General features: G+C 64.3%; 17 protein-coding genes. 9 read left to right on the forward strand and 8 right to left on the reverse strand.

All coding sequences use genetic code 11. The features are described 5' to 3' along the window. Both ACYVHT_RS15250 and ACYVHT_RS15255 read left to right on the forward strand, forming a co-directional pair. On the forward strand, positions 1 to 1,022 hold a 1,022-nt coding region (locus tag ACYVHT_RS15250; protein ID WP_460553506.1), incomplete at its 5' end, for a hypothetical protein. A gap of 21 nt (positions 1,023 to 1,043) precedes the next feature. Further along, a complete protein-coding gene (locus ACYVHT_RS15255; protein ID WP_460553508.1) occupies positions 1,044 to 2,189 on the forward strand; it encodes a porin family protein in 1,146 nt (381 codons plus the stop codon). 123 nt (positions 2,190 to 2,312) lie between these two features. On the opposite strand, the gene ACYVHT_RS15260 is transcribed toward ACYVHT_RS15255, so the two are convergent. After that, positions 2,313 to 3,071, reverse strand: coding sequence for an RNA methyltransferase (locus tag ACYVHT_RS15260; protein ID WP_460553511.1), 759 nt, complete (start codon positions 3,069 to 3,071; stop codon positions 2,313 to 2,315). On the opposite strand from ACYVHT_RS15260, the gene tamL reads away from it, so the two are divergent. The 3 genes from tamL (at position 3,062) to ACYVHT_RS15275 (ending at position 7,343) form a co-directional block, all read left to right on the forward strand. Then, positions 3,062 to 5,740 (forward strand): translocation and assembly module lipoprotein TamL, encoded by a 2,679-nt coding sequence (tamL, locus tag ACYVHT_RS15265; protein ID WP_460553514.1) that lies wholly within the window; start codon positions 3,062 to 3,064, stop codon positions 5,738 to 5,740. The genes ACYVHT_RS15260 and tamL overlap by 10 nt on opposite strands. A 143-nt stretch (positions 5,741 to 5,883) precedes the next feature. Continuing rightward, on the forward strand, positions 5,884 to 6,729 hold the full coding sequence (locus ACYVHT_RS15270; RefSeq protein WP_460553517.1) for a metallophosphoesterase family protein: 846 nt from the start codon (positions 5,884 to 5,886) through the stop codon (positions 6,727 to 6,729). Next, the gene (locus tag ACYVHT_RS15275) at positions 6,729 to 7,343 is read left to right on the forward strand and encodes a hypothetical protein (RefSeq protein WP_460553520.1); all 615 of its coding nucleotides are present in this window, start codon (positions 6,729 to 6,731) and stop codon (positions 7,341 to 7,343) included. Before ACYVHT_RS15270 ends, ACYVHT_RS15275 begins: the two co-directional genes overlap by 1 nt. 256 nt (positions 7,344 to 7,599) lie before the next feature. On the opposite strand, the gene ACYVHT_RS15280 is transcribed toward ACYVHT_RS15275, so the two are convergent. Beyond that, entirely contained in the window at positions 7,600 to 9,654 is a 2,055-nt protein-coding gene (locus ACYVHT_RS15280) for an alpha-ketoacid dehydrogenase subunit alpha/beta (RefSeq protein ID WP_460553862.1), read from the reverse strand. A gap of 311 nt (positions 9,655 to 9,965) precedes the next feature. Between ACYVHT_RS15280 and hemF the strand changes: the two genes are divergently transcribed. Genes hemF through ACYVHT_RS15295 form a run of 3 tightly spaced genes read left to right on the forward strand, consistent with a single transcriptional unit; the run spans position 9,966 to position 12,029 of the window. Beyond that, positions 9,966 to 10,883 (forward strand): oxygen-dependent coproporphyrinogen-III oxidase, encoded by a 918-nt coding sequence (hemF, locus tag ACYVHT_RS15285; protein ID WP_460553522.1) that lies wholly within the window; start codon positions 9,966 to 9,968, stop codon positions 10,881 to 10,883. Then, positions 10,876 to 11,454 (forward strand): phosphatase PAP2 family protein, encoded by a 579-nt coding sequence (locus ACYVHT_RS15290; RefSeq protein ID WP_460553525.1) that lies wholly within the window; start codon positions 10,876 to 10,878, stop codon positions 11,452 to 11,454. The genes hemF and ACYVHT_RS15290 overlap by 8 nt, the downstream gene beginning before the upstream one ends. An 11-nt stretch (positions 11,455 to 11,465) precedes the next feature. Then, on the forward strand, positions 11,466 to 12,029 hold the full coding sequence (locus ACYVHT_RS15295) for a flavodoxin family protein (RefSeq protein ID WP_460553527.1): 564 nt from the start codon (positions 11,466 to 11,468) through the stop codon (positions 12,027 to 12,029). Positions 12,030 to 12,101: 72 nt separating this feature from the next. On the opposite strand, the gene ACYVHT_RS15300 is transcribed toward ACYVHT_RS15295, so the two are convergent. The 6 genes from ACYVHT_RS15300 to ACYVHT_RS15325 all read right to left on the reverse strand — a co-directional run bounded on the left by ACYVHT_RS15300 (position 12,102) and on the right by ACYVHT_RS15325 (position 18,587). Further along, positions 12,102 to 12,698 (reverse strand): riboflavin synthase, encoded by a 597-nt coding sequence (locus ACYVHT_RS15300; protein ID WP_460553530.1) that lies wholly within the window; start codon positions 12,696 to 12,698, stop codon positions 12,102 to 12,104. A gap of 127 nt (positions 12,699 to 12,825) precedes the next feature. Continuing rightward, positions 12,826 to 13,140: a hypothetical protein gene (locus tag ACYVHT_RS15305; RefSeq protein WP_460553533.1), complete on the reverse strand. Its 315-nt coding sequence runs from the start codon at positions 13,138 to 13,140 to the stop codon at positions 12,826 to 12,828. A 146-nt stretch (positions 13,141 to 13,286) separates the two neighbouring features. Next, entirely contained in the window at positions 13,287 to 14,969 is a 1,683-nt protein-coding gene (locus ACYVHT_RS15310) for a S8 family serine peptidase (protein WP_460553536.1), read from the reverse strand. Between the two features lie 42 nt (positions 14,970 to 15,011). Beyond that, positions 15,012 to 15,836 (reverse strand): hypothetical protein, encoded by an 825-nt coding sequence (locus tag ACYVHT_RS15315; RefSeq protein ID WP_460553539.1) that lies wholly within the window; start codon positions 15,834 to 15,836, stop codon positions 15,012 to 15,014. 29 nt (positions 15,837 to 15,865) lie between these two features. Next, the gene (gene mnmA, locus ACYVHT_RS15320; RefSeq protein WP_460553542.1) at positions 15,866 to 17,023 is read right to left on the reverse strand and encodes a tRNA 2-thiouridine(34) synthase MnmA; all 1,158 of its coding nucleotides are present in this window, start codon (positions 17,021 to 17,023) and stop codon (positions 15,866 to 15,868) included. A 142-nt stretch (positions 17,024 to 17,165) separates the two neighbouring features. Then, entirely contained in the window at positions 17,166 to 18,587 is a 1,422-nt protein-coding gene (locus ACYVHT_RS15325) for a sugar transferase (protein ID WP_460553545.1), read from the reverse strand. Between the two features lie 161 nt (positions 18,588 to 18,748). Between ACYVHT_RS15325 and ACYVHT_RS15330 the strand changes: the two genes are divergently transcribed. Further along, the gene (locus ACYVHT_RS15330; protein ID WP_460553866.1) at positions 18,749 to 19,411 is read left to right on the forward strand and encodes a protein-L-isoaspartate(D-aspartate) O-methyltransferase; all 663 of its coding nucleotides are present in this window, start codon (positions 18,749 to 18,751) and stop codon (positions 19,409 to 19,411) included. The last annotated feature ends 3 nt before the right edge of the window (positions 19,412 to 19,414 follow it).

The following is a 19,414-nucleotide window of genomic DNA, read 5'->3' on the forward strand; positions in this document are numbered from 1 at the left end:
CCGCCGGGCCGGCCGCCGGCGCACCCGCGCCGGCCGAAGCGCCGAACGCCGAGCGGCTCGACCAGCTGTTTCAGGCACACCTGAACGCGCACATCAGTCCGCCCGCCCGCGAGCTGTGGGAGCGGCTGGAAGATGAGCACCTGCGCCCCCGCAAGCGCCGGGCCGCCGCGTGGTGGCCCCTGGCCCTGGCCGCCGCCATTGCGCTGCTGATTACGGCGGGCGGGGCCGGCCTGTGGCTGGGGTTCCCGGGCGGAAAAACCGGCGCCGATGCCGTAGCCGTGCAGGGTGGCCACGGGACCACTGCCACAATTGGCCAGGCGGCTACAAGGGCTGCTGCCGCGCAGGGCGCCGCTACAAACGCAGAGGCCACCGCCGCCACGAAAGCAGTGCAGGCAGCGGCAGCGGCAGCCCAATCGCGCGAGGCAGTTGCCGCAACTACGGCGGCCCGGGCCACTGAAAACGCCGTTTCGGCGCCTTCGCAAAAAAATGCGGCAGCCCAGGCAACCCACGCCGTGGCGCTGGCATCTACCGCACCAAAGGCCAGGAAGTTTGCCGAACGGCAGTCGCCCCGCCACCCGCTGGGAAGCACCCGGCAGCCAGACGTGGCCGCCCCTTCGCCCTCACTCGTGGCCAGCGCACTGCCCGCCCACACCCCCGCCCCGGCCGGGAACACCGCTGCTGACGAGCCGCGCCTGCATCCCGCCCCGGCCCCGGTAGTGGCCCAGACCTCCCCCCCCGCCGTTCCGGCTCCGGAAATCGTCCCGGCCGGCACCATCATCACGGTGGATGTGCGCAACGGGGCCACGCCGGCCGCCCGCAGCATCCGCACCGCGCTGGCAGAAGTGGCTGCGGCCGAAGAGCCGGCCGAGCGCCGGGGCCTGGGCGGGCGCCTGCTCCAGCAGGCCGGCCACCTGGTGCGGGGCGAGCGCCTCAGCCTGGCCGAAGCCACCGGCCTGCCTGAAAACGTGACGCTTCGGGCCAACATTGCCGGCCGCCGCGTCAGCAAGTCCATTCAACTCTAACCTCTCTTTTTCTTAGAAATCATGCAACGCGCTTTTCTCTCCTTCTTTCTGCTGCTGCTTGTGTTGATGGGCGGGCCTGCCGTGGCCCGCGCCACGGCCTTCAGCGCCTCCACGGCGGCTTTTAAGGACACCATTGTGGTGCGCCTGCCCAACCAGGCCATCCTGACCCTGGTGGTGCGCGACGCGGCGCAGCTGCGCCAGATGAAAACCTACCAGCTCGACTCCCTCACCTCGCGCCTGGCCAGCTACATCACGCAGGCTGAAAAAGCGGCCCAGAGCTCCAGCACCGACCAGGTGACGCTGCAGTTCTACCCCGATAAGGACCAGCCCGGCAAAAACCTGCCCGAGCAAATCCGCATCACCACCCGCAAAAAAGAGGCAAACACCAACCGCGTGGACGTGGTGCTGAACAAGGCCTTCGGGGTGACGGTGAGCACCGATGAGAAAGGCAACAAATCCTACAACACCGTGGATGTGAAAACCAAGGAGCAGCGCCAGGCCCACCGCGACTCGACCCGCATGAAGCAGCTTGAGAAGCGCAGTGCCAGCTCTCACCTCATTTTCGACCTGGGCCTGAACGCGCTGGTGAACCAGAAATCCGTGGCCGGACAATCGGACGTGGACCTGCGCACCGAAGGCTCGCGCTACGTTAACATTGGCATGGACTGGGACATCCGCCTCGGCGGCAAGCACAGCCCCATGAGCGTGACGGTGGGCCCCGAGTTTGCCTTCAACAACTACATGCTGAACGGCAACCACCAATGGGTGAACGAGAACGGCCGCACCAGCATCATCCTGAACCGCGAAGGCCGCCAGTACCAGAAAACGAAGCTGGCCACGTCAAGCATCAACCTGCCCCTGATGCTGCGCCTGCAGCTGCACGACTCGCACTACAAGCCTACGTTTACCATCGGCGCGGGCGGTTTCGTGGGCTACCGCATCAAGTCCTGGACCAAGGTGAAATACACCAGCGAAGGCACCACCTACAAAGACCACGAAGACGGCAGCTACAACATGGAGAACTTCCAGTATGGCCTGCAGGGCACCATCGGCTACCGCAGCCTTGAGTTTTTCGGCAAGTACAACATGAACCCTCTCTTCAAAGCCAACGCCGGCCCCGACACCCAGGTACTGAGCTTCGGCCTCCGCCTGATTGGCATCAACTAGCATCGGCCAACCGTGCGATGTAAAAAGCCCCGGCTCAAATTTGAGCCGGGGCTTTTTACATCGCACGGTTGGTTGCGCCCGGCGGAAGGATGGCTTCGCGGCGCTCGCAATGGCAAAGTGCCCTTATTGATTCCGGAAAAAATTATCCAGCAAAATGGCCGCCGAGATGGCCACGTTCAGGCTTTCGGCCTGGCCGCCCACGCCACGCGGAATGTGCAGCTTGCGCGTGAGGGCCGCCGCCACGCCCGGCGTGAGGCCGTGCGACTCGGAGCCCATCACCAGCACACCGGCGGGGCGCAGGGTGAGGCGGTGCACGTTGTCGCCCTGCAGGTCGGCCCCGAAGATGCCGGTGGCGGCGGGCAGCGTGGGCAGCCACTCGGCGAGGTCGCGCTCCCAGACGCGCACGCGGGCGAAGGCGCCCATGCTGGCGGCCACGGTTTTGGGGGCGTAGGCATCGGCGCAGCCGGGGCTGAGCACCACACCGGGCAGGCCGTACCAGTCGGCCAGGCGTAGCAGGGTGCCGAGGTTGCCGGGGTCGCGCACTTCGTCGAGGGCGAGCAACAAACCGGTTTCGGGCAGCGTTAGGGGCAGCGGCGGCGGCGCGGGCAGGCGGGCCACGGCCAGGGCCGTGGTGTTGGTGGCCAGCGTGCCAAGCTGGGTGAGCTCGGCTTCGGTGGCGGTGCCGAGCGGCAGGCGAGCGGGCAGCCGGGCACGGTTTTGGTCGATGAATTCGGCCGTGGCCAGCAGGTGTTCGGTTTCCAGGTCGGAACTTAGCAGCTCCAACACGCTTTTGCCTCCCTCTACCAGAAACGCCCCGTGGCGGTGCCGGTACTTCTTTTGGTGCAGCGACTGCACGTATTTGCCAAGTGCTTTTGAAACCATCGTTCGACTATTATTCGTCAAAACTACGGCCCGTGGGCCGGCTGGCCCCCTGGCTGCTGCTGGCGGCCGTGGCCGCCTGCTCGCCCTTCAAGCTGCTGCGCCCCAACCAGCGCCTGCTGAGCCGCGTCGAGATAAAAGGCGTGGAGCAGGCCGACAAGGAGCGCCTGACCACCCTGGCCCAGCAAAAGCCTAACACCCGCTTCCCGCTGCCCAAGCTGGCTATCTACCAGCTGGGATTTAATTTCTACGACTCGGTCCGCATCAAAAACAAGCTGCGCGACATTCAGAGCACCTACGCGGCCAAGATGAAGGCCGCCGGCACCGACTCGGCCGAGCTGGGCAAGCTGATTTCGCGCCGCGAGCGCAGGGTGAACCGCAAGCAGCTGGCCCTGGACAAGGGCAACGCCATCATGCGGCTGGGCGAGGCCCCGGCCATCTACGACTCGGCGCTCACCCGCAAGTCGGTGGAGCAGATGACGACCTACCTGCGCTCGCAGGGCTTCTTTCGGGCGCGGGTGTCGGCCACCGACACCACCCGGTACAAGCGCGGGATTGTGCTGCGGGCCCTGAAAAGCGTCGGGGCGATTTTCCCTGGCAAACCCGATTCGCTGGACGCGGCCAAGCAGTACCGGCGCGTGACGGTGACGTATAACATTGCCGAAGGCCGGCCCTTTCACTACCGCCTGCAAGCGCCCAGCATTGCCGACTCGGGCGTGGCTGCCGTGGTGCGCCAGGGCCGGGGCGCGACGCTGCTCAAGGAAAATGACCGCTACAACGAGGAGCTGATTGGCCAGGAGCGCACCCGCCTCGAAGCCCTGCTGAAAAACGCCGGCTATTTCGATTTCCGCCAGCAGTACATCACCCTCGAGGCCGATACCAGCTACGAGAAATTCACGGTGCGGCTGCGCACCTTCATCGCCAACCCCGCCCCCAACCAGGGCCACCGTGTGTACACGGTGAAGCAGGTGCGCTTCATCACCGATGCCGGCGTGGGCCGCACCCTGCGCAACGCCGCCGGCGACACCCTGCGCCGCGCCACCACCGCCGCCGCCCTGCGCGCCCGCCCCAGCCTGGGCCTGCGCACCGATACCGTGACCACGGACTCCATCCGCTTTGCGGCCTACGAGCAGAAATACAGCACCAGCCTGCTGGCGCGCAAGGTGCTGGTGCGCCCCGGCCAGCACTATAGCCTGGCCAATACCCTGCAAACCCAGCGCCTGCTGGCCGACCTCGACATGTTCCGGTTCAATACCGTGAACTACCGCAAGGTGCCCGACCCGCCCGCCGCCGACAGCGCCGGCCTCAGGCCCAGTACCGGCGAGCTGGTGGCGGTCATCAACGCCTCGCCCGCGCCCAAGTTTGGCGAAACCAGCGAGGCCGGGGTAACCTACGTGGCCTACCTGCCCGGCCCGTTCCTGAACCTGCGCCTGAAAACCCGCAACCCCTTTGGCGGGGCCGAGGTGCTGGAAGTGGGCGTACGCGCCGGCTTCGAGGGCCAGCTCACCCGCGTGGGCGTGGTGGAAGGCGATAACCCTCAGCAGGTATACACCACTCAGTTGGGCGCCACGGCGGCGCTGGTGCTGCCGCAGTTTCTGGTGCCGTTCCGCACCAATCATTTCCTGACGCGCTACAACCCCAAAACGCGCTTCTCACTCTCGGAAACTTATGTGAACCGGCCGGAATACACGCGCTCCAACTTCGAGTTTGCCTGGGATTATATCTGGCAACGGTCGCCGGTTCATCAGTACGTGTTTTCGCCGGTGGTGATGACGCTGGTGAATTCGAAGGTGACAGATGATTTCCAGAAACGCCTAGACACGCTGCGCATACGTGATGGTTCGTCGCTCTACCGCTCCTTTAATAAGCAGATTGAGCCCAGCTTCAGCTTCACCTCGCTCTACAATTCCAACGACTTCAACCAGACCCGCGACGCGCGCTACCTGCGCCTGTTTGCCGAAATTGGCGGCCTCACGCGTGGGCTCTACCGCAATGCGCTCTACGATGCGACAAGCCTGAATGTGTACGACTTTGCCCGCATCAGCGCCGACTACCGTCGCTACCACCACCTCACGCCCCAGACCTTTTTTGTGTGGCGCCTAAACGGTGGCGTGGTTCACGCCCTGAGCCGCACCTACGATGAGCAAACCGGCCTGAGTCCGTTCATCGTGCCCTACGACAAGTCGTTTTTTGCCGGCGGCTCTACCAGCCTGCGGGCCTGGCAGCCGCGCCGCCTGGGCCCGGGTGGCTACACCTCGAAGCTCTCGAACGGGGCCCGCGACTACATCACTGAGCAGCCCGGCGAGCTATTGCTTGAAGGCAGCGCCGAGTACCGGTTTCCCATCTACAGCTTCATCAAAGGAGCTTTGTTTACCGATTTTGGCAACGTGTGGGGCTTGCAGGAACGCAAGCAGGAAGACCCTACCAAATCCGACTTCGGCCAATACCTGCGTCCCGGCGCGCAGTTTCAACTCAACCAGTTCTACAAGCAGATTGCCGTGGGCTCGGGCTTCGGCATCCGCTTCGATTTTACGTTCCTGATTCTGCGCCTCGACGTTGCCACCAAGGTGTACGACCCCACCGCCGAACCCGGCCAGCGCTGGGCCCTGCGCAATTTCGACACCACGGCCAATCCCATTTCCTTCAACCTGGGCATCGGGTATCCATTTTAAACCGCCAACTCAGTCTGGCAAACTGGCAATTTAATCTAGTCTTCGAGGCATTCTGAAGACATTCCGTAGCAAATCTGAAGTAATTCTGTTTGTCATGCGTAATCCATTGTGCGGGTCCGGTTCGGACCCGCAGCACCTGACGCATGATGAACGATATTTACCCTTCCGGCACCCGCAGCCGGGTACGCACGGCGCTGGCGGCGGCCGCCAGCCTGGCGCTGTTTTCGGGCTGTGAGCTGATTGAATTCAGCCCCAATCAAACCTCCACTCCGGCAGCTTACAGCGACCTCACGGCCAAGAATCTGGCGGCGCTGGCCCGGCAGCCGCTCCCGCCCGGCGACACCCTGCGCTTCGTGTTCACCGGCGATTCGCAGCGGTTCTACGACCAGGCCGGGGACCTGGTGGCCAGCGTGAACCAGCAGCCCGGCATCTCTTTTCTGGTGGTGGCCGGCGACATTTCCGACTTCGGCCTGGGCCGGGAGATGTGGTGGATACACGACAAGCTCAGCAAGCTGCGCGTGCCCTACGTGACGGTGGTGGGCAACCACGACCACGCCGCCAACGGCCGGGAAGTGTACCAGCAGGTGTTTGGCCCGCTGGATTATGCCTTCCGCTACGCGGGCACGCAGTTCATTATGCTGAATACCAACGGCCGCGAATACCGCTTCGATGGCACCGTGCCCAACATCAACTGGCTGCAGCAGCAGCTGGCCGATACGGTGGGCGTGCAGCGGCAGGTGGTCATCAACCACGTCCCGCCAATGGATGAGGACTTCGACCGGCAGTTGGAGCAGCCCTACGTGCAGTCGCTGAAAGCTGCGCCCCGCGTGGCCCTGGCCCTCAACGGGCACCGCCACGATTTCAGCATCAGCCAGCCCTACGGCGAAGGGCTTACGCTCATCAATTCCTACAGCTTCGAGAAGCGCCGCTACGTGATTCTGACGCTGTGGGGCCGCAATCAGTTCAAGCTCAAAACCGTTGATTTCTGATGAGCTTCGCCACCCTGCTTCTGCTTCGCCTTGCGGGCCTGGGCTCGCCGGCCATGGCCCCGGCCGACACCGTTCCGGTCAAACCACTGAGCTGGTATGTGCCCGCGCGCCTGCTGGTGCACACGGCCGGCGGCCAGGGCGTGGCAGCCGTTGGGGCCGGCTGGACGTCTTACCGCAACCGGCTTGCCTTTGAAGTGCTGGCCGGCTACCTGCCCAAAAGCCTCAGCATTACGCCCATGGGCATTTTCACGGCGAAGCTCAGCTACACCCCGTGGCAGTTGCCCATTAAAGGAACCGGGTGGCGGGTGCAGCCTTTCACGGTGGGCGGCTTTGTCAACTACTCGGCCAGCCGCGGCCTCACCACTACCCGGGGCAGCAAGTACGACGAGGACTACTACTGGTGGTCGTCGCACACCCGCGAAGGCGCCTTCGTGGGCAGCAGCGTTGGCTACGCGCTTAAGCCCACCCGGCAGGGCCGCCCCCGGTCAGTCATGGCCTATTACGAGCTTGGCACCAACGACTTATACTTTATCAGCTGGACCAGTGCCAAAGGCAGCCTGCCGTTCAAGGACATTCTCACGCTCGGGTTTGGCCTGCGGGCGCAGCTGTGGTAAAGCGCCTGGCGGGTTGCCGCCGGCGTTTGCCTAACCCCAACGAAGCAGCGACCTGGCGGCAGCAGGCTTGTAGCAGTAAGTGGGAAAACGAAAAAGCCGCGCAGCAGCGGCAGATTCGGTTGAACGACTTCTGCCGCCGCTACGCGGCTGTTGAATCACGAGAACCATGCTTCGCTACACACCGGCCGCCGCAAAGCGGCGGCTCTGCTCCCCGGCTGGCTAGCCGTTTTGAAGCCGTAGGCGAGCTTGATTGCTACTAATAGCCCAGCAGCTCGCCCAGCGCGGCCGAAACTTTGGCGGCACTCGGCAGCATCTGCTTTTCCAGCTCCACGTTGAGGGCAATGGCGGGTAGGTTGGCCGCGCCGAGGGTGAACACCGGCGCATCGAGGGCCGTGAAGCAGTGGCGCTGAATGCGGCCGGCCAGGCTTTCGGCGAAGCTGTTGAGCAGCGGCTCCTCGGTGAGGACGAGCACCTTGCCGTGCCGTCGGGTGGCAGCCGTCACGGCCTCGAAGTCGATGGGATTGAGCGTGCGCAGGTCGAGGATTTCGACCTGACCGGGGAAGTCGCGGCTGGCGGTTTTGGCCCAGTGCACGCCCATGCCGTAGGTCACGACCAGGGCGGTTTCGCCCTGGCGCAGCTTCTCAGCATCGGCTTCCTGGGCAATGGCGGCGCGGCCCAGCGGGATGACGTAGCCAGCGGCCGGCTCCACGGTTTTGGCGTCTTCGGTGCCGGGCACCTTGCTCCAGTACAGGCCCTTGTGCTCCAGCATAATCACCGGGTTGGGGTCGAGGTAAGCGGCGCGCATCAGGCCCTTCATGTCGGCCGCGTTGCTGGGGTACACCACTTTGATGCCCCGAATGGTGAGCAGCGTGCTCTCGACGGAGCCCGAGTGGTAGGGCCCGCCCCCGCCATAGGCCCCAATGGGCACGCGCACGACGGCCGGAATCGGGAACTTGCCCATGGTGAGGTAGCAGGATTTCGACAGCTCCTCCACCAGCTGGTTCAGCGAAGGCCAGATGTAGTCGGCAAACTGAATTTCGACGATGGGCCGTGCGCCCACGGCTGCCATGCCCGCCGTGCTGCCCACAATGTACGCCTCTTGAATGGGCGTGTTGAACACCCGGCGGTCGCCGTATTTCTTGGCCAGCAGCGCGGCCTCGCGGAACACCCCGCCCAGCTCGCCGCCCACATCCTGGCCGTAGAACAGCGCCTCGGGAAATTCGCGCAGAATGTCGTCCACGGCGTGCAGGGCCGCGTCCACCATCAGGGCTTTATCGGCGCCGGCGGGGCTGCGCTCGCCGGCTTCTTCGGTGATGGCCGGCGGGGCAAACTCGTGGTCGGCGAAGGTGGCGGGGTCGGGATTGGGGGCGGCCAGGGCCTCGGCCCAGTCGGCGCGCACGGTGGCGCGGGCTTCGGCCTGCAGGGCGGCCAGGTCGGCTTCGCTCACGCCGGCGCGCAGCAGCTGCTGGTGCAGGCGGGGCAGCGGGTCCTGGGTCTGGTGGGCGGCCAGGTCGGAGCGGTACCACTCGCGGCGCACGCCGCTGGTGTGGTGGCCCAGCAGCGGGCACTTGGCGTGCACCAGCACCGGCCCGCGCCGCGCCCGCACGTGCGCAAACGCCTCGGTCAGGCCCTGGTACGAGGAGGCGAAGTCGGCCCCGTCCACCTGCAGCCGGCGCAGGCCGGGGAAGCCGGCCGCAAACTCGTAGGCGTTCATGGCGCGCATCTCGCGGCCGGTGGCCGAAATGCCCCAGTCGTTGTCCTGCACCAGGTAAACGATGGGCAGCTGGTGCAGAATGGCCATTTGCAGGGCCTCGGCCACTTCGCCCTCGGTCATGGCCCCGTCACCAATCGAGCACAGCGACAGCGCCCGATTCGTAGTCAGCTCCGCGTGCTTTGCCTGGAATGCTTCGTTGCCCGCTGCCAGCTGCTCACGGCTCACCGATTCAAAATACTTGATGGCGTGCGCCACGCCCGTGGCCGGAATGGCCTGCATGCCCGTGGCCGAGCTTTGGTGCGGAATCACCGGAATGCCCGCCCGGCGCAGCGAGGGGTGCGAGTAGTACGTGCGCCCGCCGCTGAACGGGTCGTCGGCCTTGGCCATGAGCTGAAGCATCAGCTCATACGGCCGCAAGCCCAGGCCCAGCAGCAGGGCATCGTCGCGGTAGTACGGCGCGGCGTAGTCGTGCCCGGTGAGCAGAAAGGCGGCGGCCAGCTGCACGGCTTCGTGGCCCCGGGCGGTGGCGTGCACGTAGCGGGCGGCAATGGCTTTCTCCTCTTCGTAGAGGCCGGCCATTTCGGCGGCGGTGTTCATCAGCAGGTAGGCCCGGCGCAGCAAGTCCGCGCTTGGGGCCGGGGCAGCCGGCGCATTGGGGGCGATGAAAGCCGCGGCGGCGGCGGCGGCGGCATTGGCTACGCGGGTATTGGAGAGGTCAGCGGTTTCGGGGGCGGCAAAATCGGACATTAGCGGATGGGGCGGGTGAGGCTGCAAAAGTACGCCCCGCGCCCCCTTCCTATCTTTGCGCCGTGCTCAACGAGCAATTGAGAAATGCAGAATGAGTAGTTATTGCCACGATGCAAACTGTTCATTCTTCATTCCTCATTCTTCACTGCTAATTGCCCTTAATGCCTTCGCCCACCACGCGCCCCGAAATCGAAACCTGGCTCGCTGATTTTCAGCTGCGCCTCTGCCAGCAGCTCGAAGCCGCCGATGCCGGCCCGGCCACCTTCCGCACCGATGCCTGGCAGCGCGAAGGCGGCGGCGGCGGGCGCTCCAAAGTGCTGGAAAACGGCCGCATCCTCGAAAAAGGCGGGGTGGGCTTCTCCACGGTGTGGGGCGAGATGAGCGAAGCCGCCGCCCGCCAGCTGCACATGCCCGACCCGCGCTTCTACGCCACCGGCGTGAGCGTGGTGCTGCACCCGCGCAGCCCCCGCGTGCCCATCATCCACATGAACGTGCGGTATTTCGAGGCCGGCAACGGCGAGGCGTGGTTCGGCGGCGGCATCGACCTCACCCCCATTTACGTGGACGAAGCCCAGGCCCGCCGCTTCCACCGGCAATTGCAGGCCGTGTGCGACCGTCACAATCCGGCTTATTATCCGAAGTTCACCCGCTGGGCCGACGACTATTTCTACCTGCCGCACCGGCAGGAGACGCGCGGCGTGGGCGGCATCTTCTACGACCGGCTGACGGTGGGCCCCGACGGCACGGCCGAAGAACTTTTCGCCTTCATGCGCAACGTAGCCGAGCTGTTCGGCCCCTTCTACACCGGGCTGATGGCCGAAAACCACGCCCTGCCCTTCACCGAGCGCGAAGAAGCCTGGCAAACCCAGCGCCGCGCCCGCTACGCCGAGTTCAACCTGGCCTTCGACCGGGGCACCCGCTTCGGCCTCGAAACCGGCGGCCGCACCGAGTCCATCCTCATGAGCCTGCCCCCGCGCACCGGCTGGGCCTACAACCCCGCCCCGCCCGCCCCCGGCACCCCGGAGGCCAACACCCTGGGCTGGCTCCGCAAAGGCGTAGACTGGCTGGCCGATGCTTGATGCCCTGCAGAACCTTGACCGGCACCTGGTGCTGGCCATCAACCACGCCCACACGCCCGCCCTGGATGCGGCGATGGTCTTCGCTTCGAACCGCTACGCCTGGATTCCCGGCTACGCCCTCCTCATCACGGTGCTGATTGACTTGTTCCGCCGCCGGGCGTTGCTGCTGCTGCCGCTGGTGGTGGCGGCCGTGGGCCTGGCCGACAGCATCACCAGCCGGCTGTTCAAACCCTTTTTCGGTCGCCTCCGTCCCTGCCACGACGGCAAGCTGGCCGGCCTGCTGCACCTGCCCGATGGCTGCGGCGGGCAGTTCGGCTTCCTGTCTTCGCACGCCGCCAACTCGATGGCGCTGGCCGTTTTTCTGCTGCTCGTACTGCCAGCGGGCCGCTTTCGGGCTACCAAAACCCTGGCATTCATTTGGGCGGTGCTGCTGTCCTACAGCCGCATGTACCTGGGGGCGCACTACCCTTCCGACGTGCTGGGCGGGGCAGCCATCGGGGCGCTGCTGGGCTGGGGCGCGGCGGGGCTCTACCACTGGCTGGTATTGCGCTGGATGCCTCAGCAAATGTAACTTTCTGCCGTATGCCTGAGCTTTCGCGTCAGTTTTTATTTCTGTTGTCCAGCACGCGGCGGCTGGGCAATAGCGAGCAATTGGCCTACTGTGCCGCGCACGGCCTGCTGCCCGGCATTCCGCAGCGCTGGCTGCACTTCCTCGATTACCCGCTGCCCAACTTCGTGGACCTGCGCCACAGCGGTGCCTATGCTGCGCCCACCGGCAATGCCCGGATATTGCTGGATGCCACGCTGGAAGCCACCGACATTGTGCTCACAACGCCGCTTTACTGGTACAGCCTGCCGGTTCAGGCCAAGCAGTACCTCGACCACTGGAGCGCCTGGCTGCGCACCCCCGCGCTGAATTTCCGCGAGCAGATGCGCGGCAAAACCCTGTGGCTGATAGTGGTAAGCAGCGGCGACACCTTCGAGGCCGAACCGCTGGAAGCATCCCTCAGGCTCACCGCCCAATACATGCACATGCAGTGGGGCGGCATGCTCTATGGCACCGGCTCCCGCCCCAACGACATCCAGGACGACACCCGCGCCCTGCAGCGCGCCCAAACATTCTTCCGCACGGCCCAGCCGGCTTAGTTTGAAAAAAAGTCATCAAAAAAGGCCGCCCGAGCATTCAGCCGGCCTTTTTTGATGGGTCATTCAGGCCGGCTAGCCCACCCTGCCAAGGAGCTTGGCCACGTACTTGCCCACGATATCGAATTCCAGGTTTACCGTTTCGCCGGCCTGCAGCTGCTGGAAGCTGGTGTGCTCGTAGGTGTAGGGAATGATGGCCACCGTGAAGCCCTCGTCGGTGCTGTCGAAGCAGGTGAGGCTGGTGCCGTTCACGCAGATGGAGCCTTTTTCCACCGTCAGGCGGCCGGGGCCGGGGGCGTGGCCGAACCGGAACAGCCAGGAGCCGTCTTGGTCCTCCACGCTCAGGCAGGTGGCCGTGGCATCGACGTGCCCCTGCACAATGTGGCCATCGAAGCGGCCATTCGCCGCCAGGCAACGCTCCAGGTTGACGTGCCGGCCGGGCTGCCACTGGCTCAGGTTGGTCACGCGCAGGGTTTCATCAATGGCCGTCACGACATGTGTTCCGGCCTCCGCGTCAACGGCTACCACGGTCAGGCATACGCCGTCGTGGGCCACGCTCTGGTCAATCTTCAGTTCGGCGGCGAAGGGCGAGGCCACGGTGAAATGGCGGTTGCTGCCCTGGTCTTCAACGTTGACAATGGTGCCCAGGGCTTCAATAATTCCGGTAAACATAGACCGCAGATTAAGCAGATTAGAAGAATTTCGCCGATAACGCCCGCGTTATCCGCGCATACAAAGAACGGCACCCTGAAACCAGAGTGCCGTGTGCCAGGGTGAAACAGGGCAAGGAGCAGAATGATTATTTCTCGGCTTTCTCCAGCGCCTTCCAGTCCAGCTCGCCGTTTTCGCGGCGGCGCAGGAAATAGCTCTGGTCGTCATCCTTGTTCTTGCCAAAAGTCAGGTCGGCGCGGCAGGCCAGGCACTTAACGGAAGTGTATTTGTACTTGCCCTGCGCCACGCGGCTGGTCAGGTCGAGGTTGTCGGAGCCGCAGATGCCGCAGGCGGCTACATCGGGGAAGCTGAGCCGGTCGTATTCGGCCACGGTTTCGTAAAAATTATTGCCCTGCACGGTGAAGTGAAACTGGCGGCGCCCAATGCGCTTGGTGGTCATCATCTGCAACATTCTGCCGATAGAGAAAAGGGTGGATTTATGCTTTAAAAATACGGAATATCTCCCTCAAAAACAAGGAGATATTCGCCCAAAAGACCATAAAAAAAGAGCACCGGAAGGTGCTCTTTTTCCGTCGGCTGATTCTCTGCCTATTGCTGCACAAACTTCACGTTTTGCCGAATATTTCCCGCGCTTACCTCGCAGGTATAAGCGCCTTTGGCCAGCGCCGGCAGCTGCAATTGGGTTTCGCTGAGATTGGTGGCCGGCAGCATTTTTTTGGCTACCACCGCGCCGCGCGCATCCAGCACGCGCACGCTCAGCGCCTGGCCGCGCAGGCTGGTGGGCAGCACCAGCGTAAGCGGCCCATTGCCGTTGGGATTGGGGTAAATGCCCAATGAGCCCGCAGCGGCGGCCACCGCGCTTTCGGCCGCCAGCGGCGCATTGGGGTGCAGCGCATTGTAGGCCGAAACAAAGTTGGGAATGCCGTAGCCCAGCGTATTGTCGGGATTGGTGGCCTGCGTGGCCGTGCTGCGCAGGGCCAGAATGACCTGCTGCGCCGTGAGCGTGGGATTAGCCTGCCAGAAGCCGGCCGCCATGCCCGCCAGAATGGGGCAGGCATACGAGGTGCCGCTGCCCCGGAAAGCCGTGCCATTGGCCGCCAGCACCGCCGAGGCAAAGCCCATGGCCGAGAGCGTGGGCTTGATGCGCCCGTCGGAAGTGGGCCCGTAGGAGCTGAAATACGCGTGGTTGCCCACCGAATCGACCGCCCCGACCGACATGATGGAGTCGGCATCGGCGGGGGCCGAGATGTAGTGCCAGGGGTTGCTGCCCTCGTTGCCGGCGGCGTTCACCACCAGCATGCCCACGCGGGCCGCCATGGTGGCCGCCCGCGAGCTGATGGCGGTGCGGCCGTTCATGTCGGCGTAGGTGTAGGACGGCGATGGAGCATCGAAATCGGTGTAGCCCAACGACGAGCTGATGATGTCAACCCCCGCCGAGTCGGCGTATTCGGCGGCCGCCAGCCAGTTGGCCTCCTCAATCGGATGCTCGGAATACACGTCCTCTGTGATGCACAGGTGGAACGTGGCCTTGGGCGCACTGCCAATGAAAAACCCGCTCTGGTTGCCGCCAATGGCCGCCAGGCAGTTGGTGCCGTGGCTGTTGCGCAGGTACACGCTGGTGCCGCCATCCACAAAGTTGCGGGTGCCCACCACGCGCTGCTCCTGAAAAGCCGATTGCAGGGCCGACATCTGATTCACGCCCGGAAAGCCCGCATCGAAGACGGCAATCTGCATGCCTTCGCCCCGGTAGCCGGCGTTGTGCATGGCAATGGCCGCAATCTGCTCGTTCTGCCGGTAGGCTTTGCCGTAGCGGGCGCGGGGTGTGCTTGCGCCCGATACCACGGGAGCCACCTGCGTGGGCGGCGTGAACGGGGCCGGGGCCTGGTAGCTCTGGTTGAGCGTGACGGCACTGCGCACGGCCGGCAGCGCCTTGATGCGAATGAGGGTGAGCGAGTCGCACGACACCACGGCGGCATTAAACCAGCGCGAGGTGTAGAGCACCTGCGGCCCGCCCGACACGGCCCGGACTTGGGCCACGTAGGCCGGCGTTACGGGCAGGTCGCGCGGGAGCACGGCAATGCCCTGACGGGTGCGCCGCGCCACGGCCCGGGCCGACAAAAAAGCCTGTGGCTGCGCCACCGAATAGGGCGTGCCCACTTTGTCGCGGAAATACACCAGGTGGCGGCGCACCGTGCCCTGGGCTGCGGCCGGAGCCGCTGCCAAGGCCGTGAGCGCCCCGGCAATCAGCCATTTCGTAAAAGAAGATGCCATTGTAAAGAGAAGGCAAGAAGTAAAATCAGCAGGTAAAGCGGCTTATTTCGGGCCGTAGTCAATCAGGGTTTCGCGGTGCGTGTAGGAGCCGATGTTGTAGGCATTGGCCGGAAAAACCTGGTTGCCATTGCCGGAGTCGGTGTAGTTGAAAAACGCCAGATTGCGCCGGTTGCGAAACACCGGGCCAATGTTCTTCGCAAAAACCTGCTGGTAGCTCACCCGGTTCAGCAGGTTGTCCTGCACCGCCGGGCCAATGTCGCTGGTCACAACGGTAGTGGGGTACGTGACGGCCGCCTGGCCAGCCGTGGCCGCCGTAGTAAACGGCTGCCCCAGTTGGCTGTATTGGCGGGTTTTCACGGTATCGTCAATATCCGCCATGCTGCTGTTGAGCGCGTTGACGTGCCATTTCCCGCCTTCCCGGATGGCAAACACCGCTTCGAGCGTCTGGCGGTTGCTGCGGCTGATGGCCACGAACTGCGGGTTGGCCGTCAGCACAAACACGCTGTCGTTGGTCCAGGCATCGGCGGCCGTGTTGCGCTTGGCGCGCACCATGCGGTAGGCCGTGTTGCCGGCGGCATCGACAAAGGTTTCGGTGATGAGGTCGCGCTTTTGGGTGTTGGTCACGGTGACGCTGCCCCGGGTCACCTGCCCGTTGTAGGCCGACTGTCCCCACACGGTATCCGTCACGGCGTAGGTCCAGAACCGCCCCACGGCCACCGGATAATAGTCGGCCCCGGTTTCGGGAATGGCCTCGGTTTCGTTTTTACAGCCGGTGGTAGCGGCGGCCAAAACCACCGCTACCACGGCCACAGAACGAATGCGGCGCGCCACGGTTACGCCCGGCCAGGTTGAAAATATCCGATGCATAGGTAGCGCAGCAGGAAAGGGGATTAAAACTAATTGCTGACCTCAGCAGCGGCAAAAGGTAAGGGAAATTCGCCAATTACGTGGCGCTCAATCCAGCCGCCGCCCAGCACGTCCTGCCCGTCGTAGAACACGGCGGCCTGCCCGGGCGTGATGGCGTGCACGGGCTCCTCAAAGTAAACGCGGATTTTGCCGTCCACTTCTTCCAGAAACGCCGGGGAGCCGTCGTGGTTGTAGCGCACTTTCACCACGGCCGGCACCAGGCCGCGGCCTTCGAGGCTGGCCAGCTTGCCCATGTTGAGCTTGCCCACCACGGTGGCCGTGCTGGCCAGCTCGTCGTAGTTGCCGAGCACCACTTCGTTGGTATCGGGCCGGATTTCGAGCACGAAGGCGGGGTAGCCCAGCGCCACGCCCAGCCCCTTGCGCTGCCCGATGGTGTAGAACGGGTAGCCCTCGTGCTTGCCGATGACGCGGCCGTTTTTGGTCACGAAGTTGCCGCCGGCCACGCGGGCCTCCAGGCCCGGCACGCGGCGGCGCAGGAAGCCCCGGTAGTCGTTGTCCGGAATAAAGCAGATTTCGTAGCTCTCGGGCTTGTTCACCAGCTCGGTGAAGCCGCGCCGGCGGGCTTCGTCATAAATCTCGGTTTTGCGCATGCCGCCCAGCGGAAACAGCGTGCGGCTCAGGCTCTCCTGGCTCACGCCCCACAGGGCATAGCTTTGGTCCTTGTTTTCGTCGAGGCCCTTGCTCACCACGAAGCGGCCGGTGTCGGCATCCTTGCGGATGTTGGCGTAGTGGCCCGTGGCAATGAAGTCGCAGCCCAGCTGGTCGGCGCGGCGCAGCAGCGCATCCCACTTGATGTGGGTGTTGCAGAGCACGCAGGGGTTGGGCGTGCGGCCGGCCAGGTACTCGTCGGTAAAATTGTCGATGACGAAGTCCCCAAACTCGTCCCGGATGTCGATGATGTAGTGCGGAAAGCCGAGCGTCACGGCAATGTCGCGGGCATCGTTGATGCTGTCGAGCGAGCAGCAGCCGGTTTCTTTTTTGGAGCCGCCCGCGCTGGCGTAGTCCCAGGTTTTCATGGTCATCCCGACCACTTCGTAGCCTTGCTCGTGCAGCAGCACGGCGGCCACGCTGCTGTCAATTCCGCCGCTCATGGCGACGAGGACTCTCCCTTTTACTTCAGTATTCATATCGGTGGTGCAATTCACCCGGAGCTTGAAAGGTTCCGGCCGGCAGCTGCAAAGGTAACGCTGCGCTTAATGAGGAATGAGGAATGAAGAATGGGGCCGCCTGCTAATTCCTCATTCCTCATTCCTCATTCCTCATTAATCCTTATTTCCCCCGTCCTTCCACGATAATCTTGAGGGTGTAGAGCAGCACCCGAAAGTCCATGGCCAGGCTCATGTTCTCGATGTAGAGAATGTCGAACTTGAGGCGTTCCACCATCTGAGCCACGGTTTCGGCGTAGCCGTACTTCACCTGGCCCAGCGAGGTGAGGCCCGGGCGCACCCGGTGCAGGTGGCGGTAGTGGGGCGCGATTTTCACAATCTGGTCGATGAAAAACTGGCGCTCCGGGCGCGGGCCCACAATGCTCATGTCGCCCTTCAGCACGTTCCAGAACTGCGGCAGCTCGTCCAGCCGCACCTTGCGCATGAAGCGGCCCCACTTGGTGATGCGCGGGTCGTGGTCGGAGCTCAGGGCCGGCCCCATCTTCTCGGCATCGATGTACATCGACCGGAACTTAATGATTTTGAACGGCTGGCCGTTGCGCCCGATGCGCTCCTGCCGGTAGAAAATGGGCCCCGGCGACGACAGCCGCACCATCACGGCCGTGAAGGCATACACCCACCAGGCCAGCACCAGAAACAGCGCCGAGCCCACCACGTCGAGCACCCGCTTGAGCACCACCTGCCACACGGGCAGCAGGTCCTGCTTGATTTCGATGAGCGGCGTGCCGAATAAGTGATTGACTTTCACCGAGCCCAGCAGCATCTGGTACAAGTCGGGCAGGATGCTCACGCGGGCGGGCGTGCCCTCCAGCAGCGTCAGAATATCCTGAATGAGCCGGTGCTCGCTGGGCTCGATGGCAATAACAATCTGCTCGATTTTGAGGGCCCGCACCAGGGCCGGCAGGCGCTGGTAGGAGCCGTGGGCGGGGAGCTCGGCGGCCAGTACGGGGTCCACGGTGTCGCCCACGGGGGCGAACCCCACCAGCCGCAGGCCCAGGTGGCGGCCGGTGCGGGCCAGCTCGCGGTAGGTGTTCAGGGCCAGCGCATTGGAGCCCACCAGCAGCGTGGGGAAGAAAATCCGGCCTTTGTAAATCAGGCCCTGCACGCTGCTCACGGCCCAGGTGCGCAGCACGGCCGAGATGAAGAAGTGCAGCAAGTAGTAGGCCGTGAAGGTTTTATAGTAGGCGCGGTAGTTCACCACACCCTGGTCGTCGAGCAGCAGGGTGAAGAAAATGACAATGGCCCCCAGCATGGAAACCTGGGCCAGGCGAATGATTTCGGCTAGGCGCGACTTGCGGAAAATGTCGCGGTATTCGCCCACCAGCGTGTAGAGCACCGTCCAGAACACGGCAATAAATACGGCCGAGCCGGTGAGGTCGAACAACGCCCCTTCGGTGAAGCGGTAGCCCGTCAGCTCGTTGAGCAAATATTTGCGCAACAGGTAGAAGCACATCCACGCAATGAGCGCCGCGCCGAAATCGGCGGCCACGAGCTTGAAATATTGGAAGCGGCGAATAAGCTGCAAAACGAAGGACTTGGTAGTATTTTAGCGGCCGGCAAAGCAAATACCGCACCGGACAAAGGTAGCGGCGCGCCGCTGCATGTTGGGCGGCGGCCCGGTTCCGGCCACCCGGCCGGGCCGCCCAGGGCTGTCGCATTTTTCCTCTCATTCCTTTTCCTCCCGCCATCTCACCGCTTCAGGACACCTACCGCCACCAGGGCCAGCGCCGGGCGCTGGCCCGCGAGCTGCGCCGCCGCGGCATTTCCGACGAGCGGGTGCTGGCCGCGCTGGAAGCCGTGCCGCGCCACCTGTTTTTCGAGCCGGCCTTTGAGGCCCACGCCTATCAGGACAAGGCTTTTCCCATTGGCGAGGGCCAGACCATTTCGCAGCCCTACACCGTGGCCTACCAGACCCAGCTGCTCCGGGTGCAGCCCACCGACCGGGTGCTGGAAGTGGGCACCGGCTCGGGTTACCAGTGCGCGGTGCTGCTGCGCCTCACGCCCCACGTCGAGAGCATCGAGTTCAACGAAGTGCTGTTTCGGCGCACCAAAGCGTTTTTGGCCGCCCTGGGGGCCACGGGCGCGGGCCTGCACTGCGGCGACGGCTCGGTGGGCCTGCCGGACAAAGCGCCCTTCGACGGCATTCTGGTGACGGCCGGCGCGCCGGGGCTGCCGCCGGCCCTGCTGCGCCAGCTGCGGGTGGGCGGCCGGCTGGTGATTCCGGTGGGCGACAGCCAGAACCAGCGCATGATTCGCGTGACCCGCGAAGGGCCCGAGAGCTACGTGCGGGAAGAGTTTGAAACTTTTCGCTTCGTGCCGTTGCTAGGAGCTAGCGGCTGGAAGAATTAGCAC

The sequence above is a fragment of the Hymenobacter daeguensis genome, from assembly GCF_054780555.1.

Bases quoted from the DNA above. Each gene is read 5' to 3' on its own strand.
- mnmA (WP_460553542.1), bottom strand. From the start codon at position 17,023: ATGAATACTGAAGTAAAAGGGAGAGTCCTCGTCGCCATGAGCGGCGGA.
- ACYVHT_RS15310 (WP_460553536.1), bottom strand. From the start codon at position 14,969: ATGGCATCTTCTTTTACGAAATGGCTGATTGCCGGGGCGCTCACGGCC.
- hemF (WP_460553522.1), top strand. From the start codon at position 9,966: ATGCCTTCGCCCACCACGCGCCCCGAAATCGAAACCTGGCTCGCTGAT.
- ACYVHT_RS15300 (WP_460553530.1), bottom strand. From the start codon at position 12,698: ATGTTTACCGGAATTATTGAAGCCCTGGGCACCATTGTCAACGTTGAA.
- ACYVHT_RS15305 (WP_460553533.1), bottom strand. From the start codon at position 13,140: ATGATGACCACCAAGCGCATTGGGCGCCGCCAGTTTCACTTCACCGTG.
- ACYVHT_RS15280 (WP_460553862.1), bottom strand. From the start codon at position 9,654: ATGAACACCGCCGCCGAAATGGCCGGCCTCTACGAAGAGGAGAAAGCC.
- ACYVHT_RS15315 (WP_460553539.1), bottom strand. From the start codon at position 15,836: ATGCATCGGATATTTTCAACCTGGCCGGGCGTAACCGTGGCGCGCCGC.
- ACYVHT_RS15275 (WP_460553520.1), top strand. From the start codon at position 6,729: ATGAGCTTCGCCACCCTGCTTCTGCTTCGCCTTGCGGGCCTGGGCTCG.
- ACYVHT_RS15295 (WP_460553527.1), top strand. From the start codon at position 11,466: ATGCCTGAGCTTTCGCGTCAGTTTTTATTTCTGTTGTCCAGCACGCGG.
- ACYVHT_RS15260 (WP_460553511.1), bottom strand. From the start codon at position 3,071: ATGGTTTCAAAAGCACTTGGCAAATACGTGCAGTCGCTGCACCAAAAG.
- ACYVHT_RS15270 (WP_460553517.1), top strand. From the start codon at position 5,884: ATGATGAACGATATTTACCCTTCCGGCACCCGCAGCCGGGTACGCACG.
- ACYVHT_RS15290 (WP_460553525.1), top strand. From the start codon at position 10,876: ATGCTTGATGCCCTGCAGAACCTTGACCGGCACCTGGTGCTGGCCATC.
- ACYVHT_RS15255 (WP_460553508.1), top strand. From the start codon at position 1,044: ATGCAACGCGCTTTTCTCTCCTTCTTTCTGCTGCTGCTTGTGTTGATG.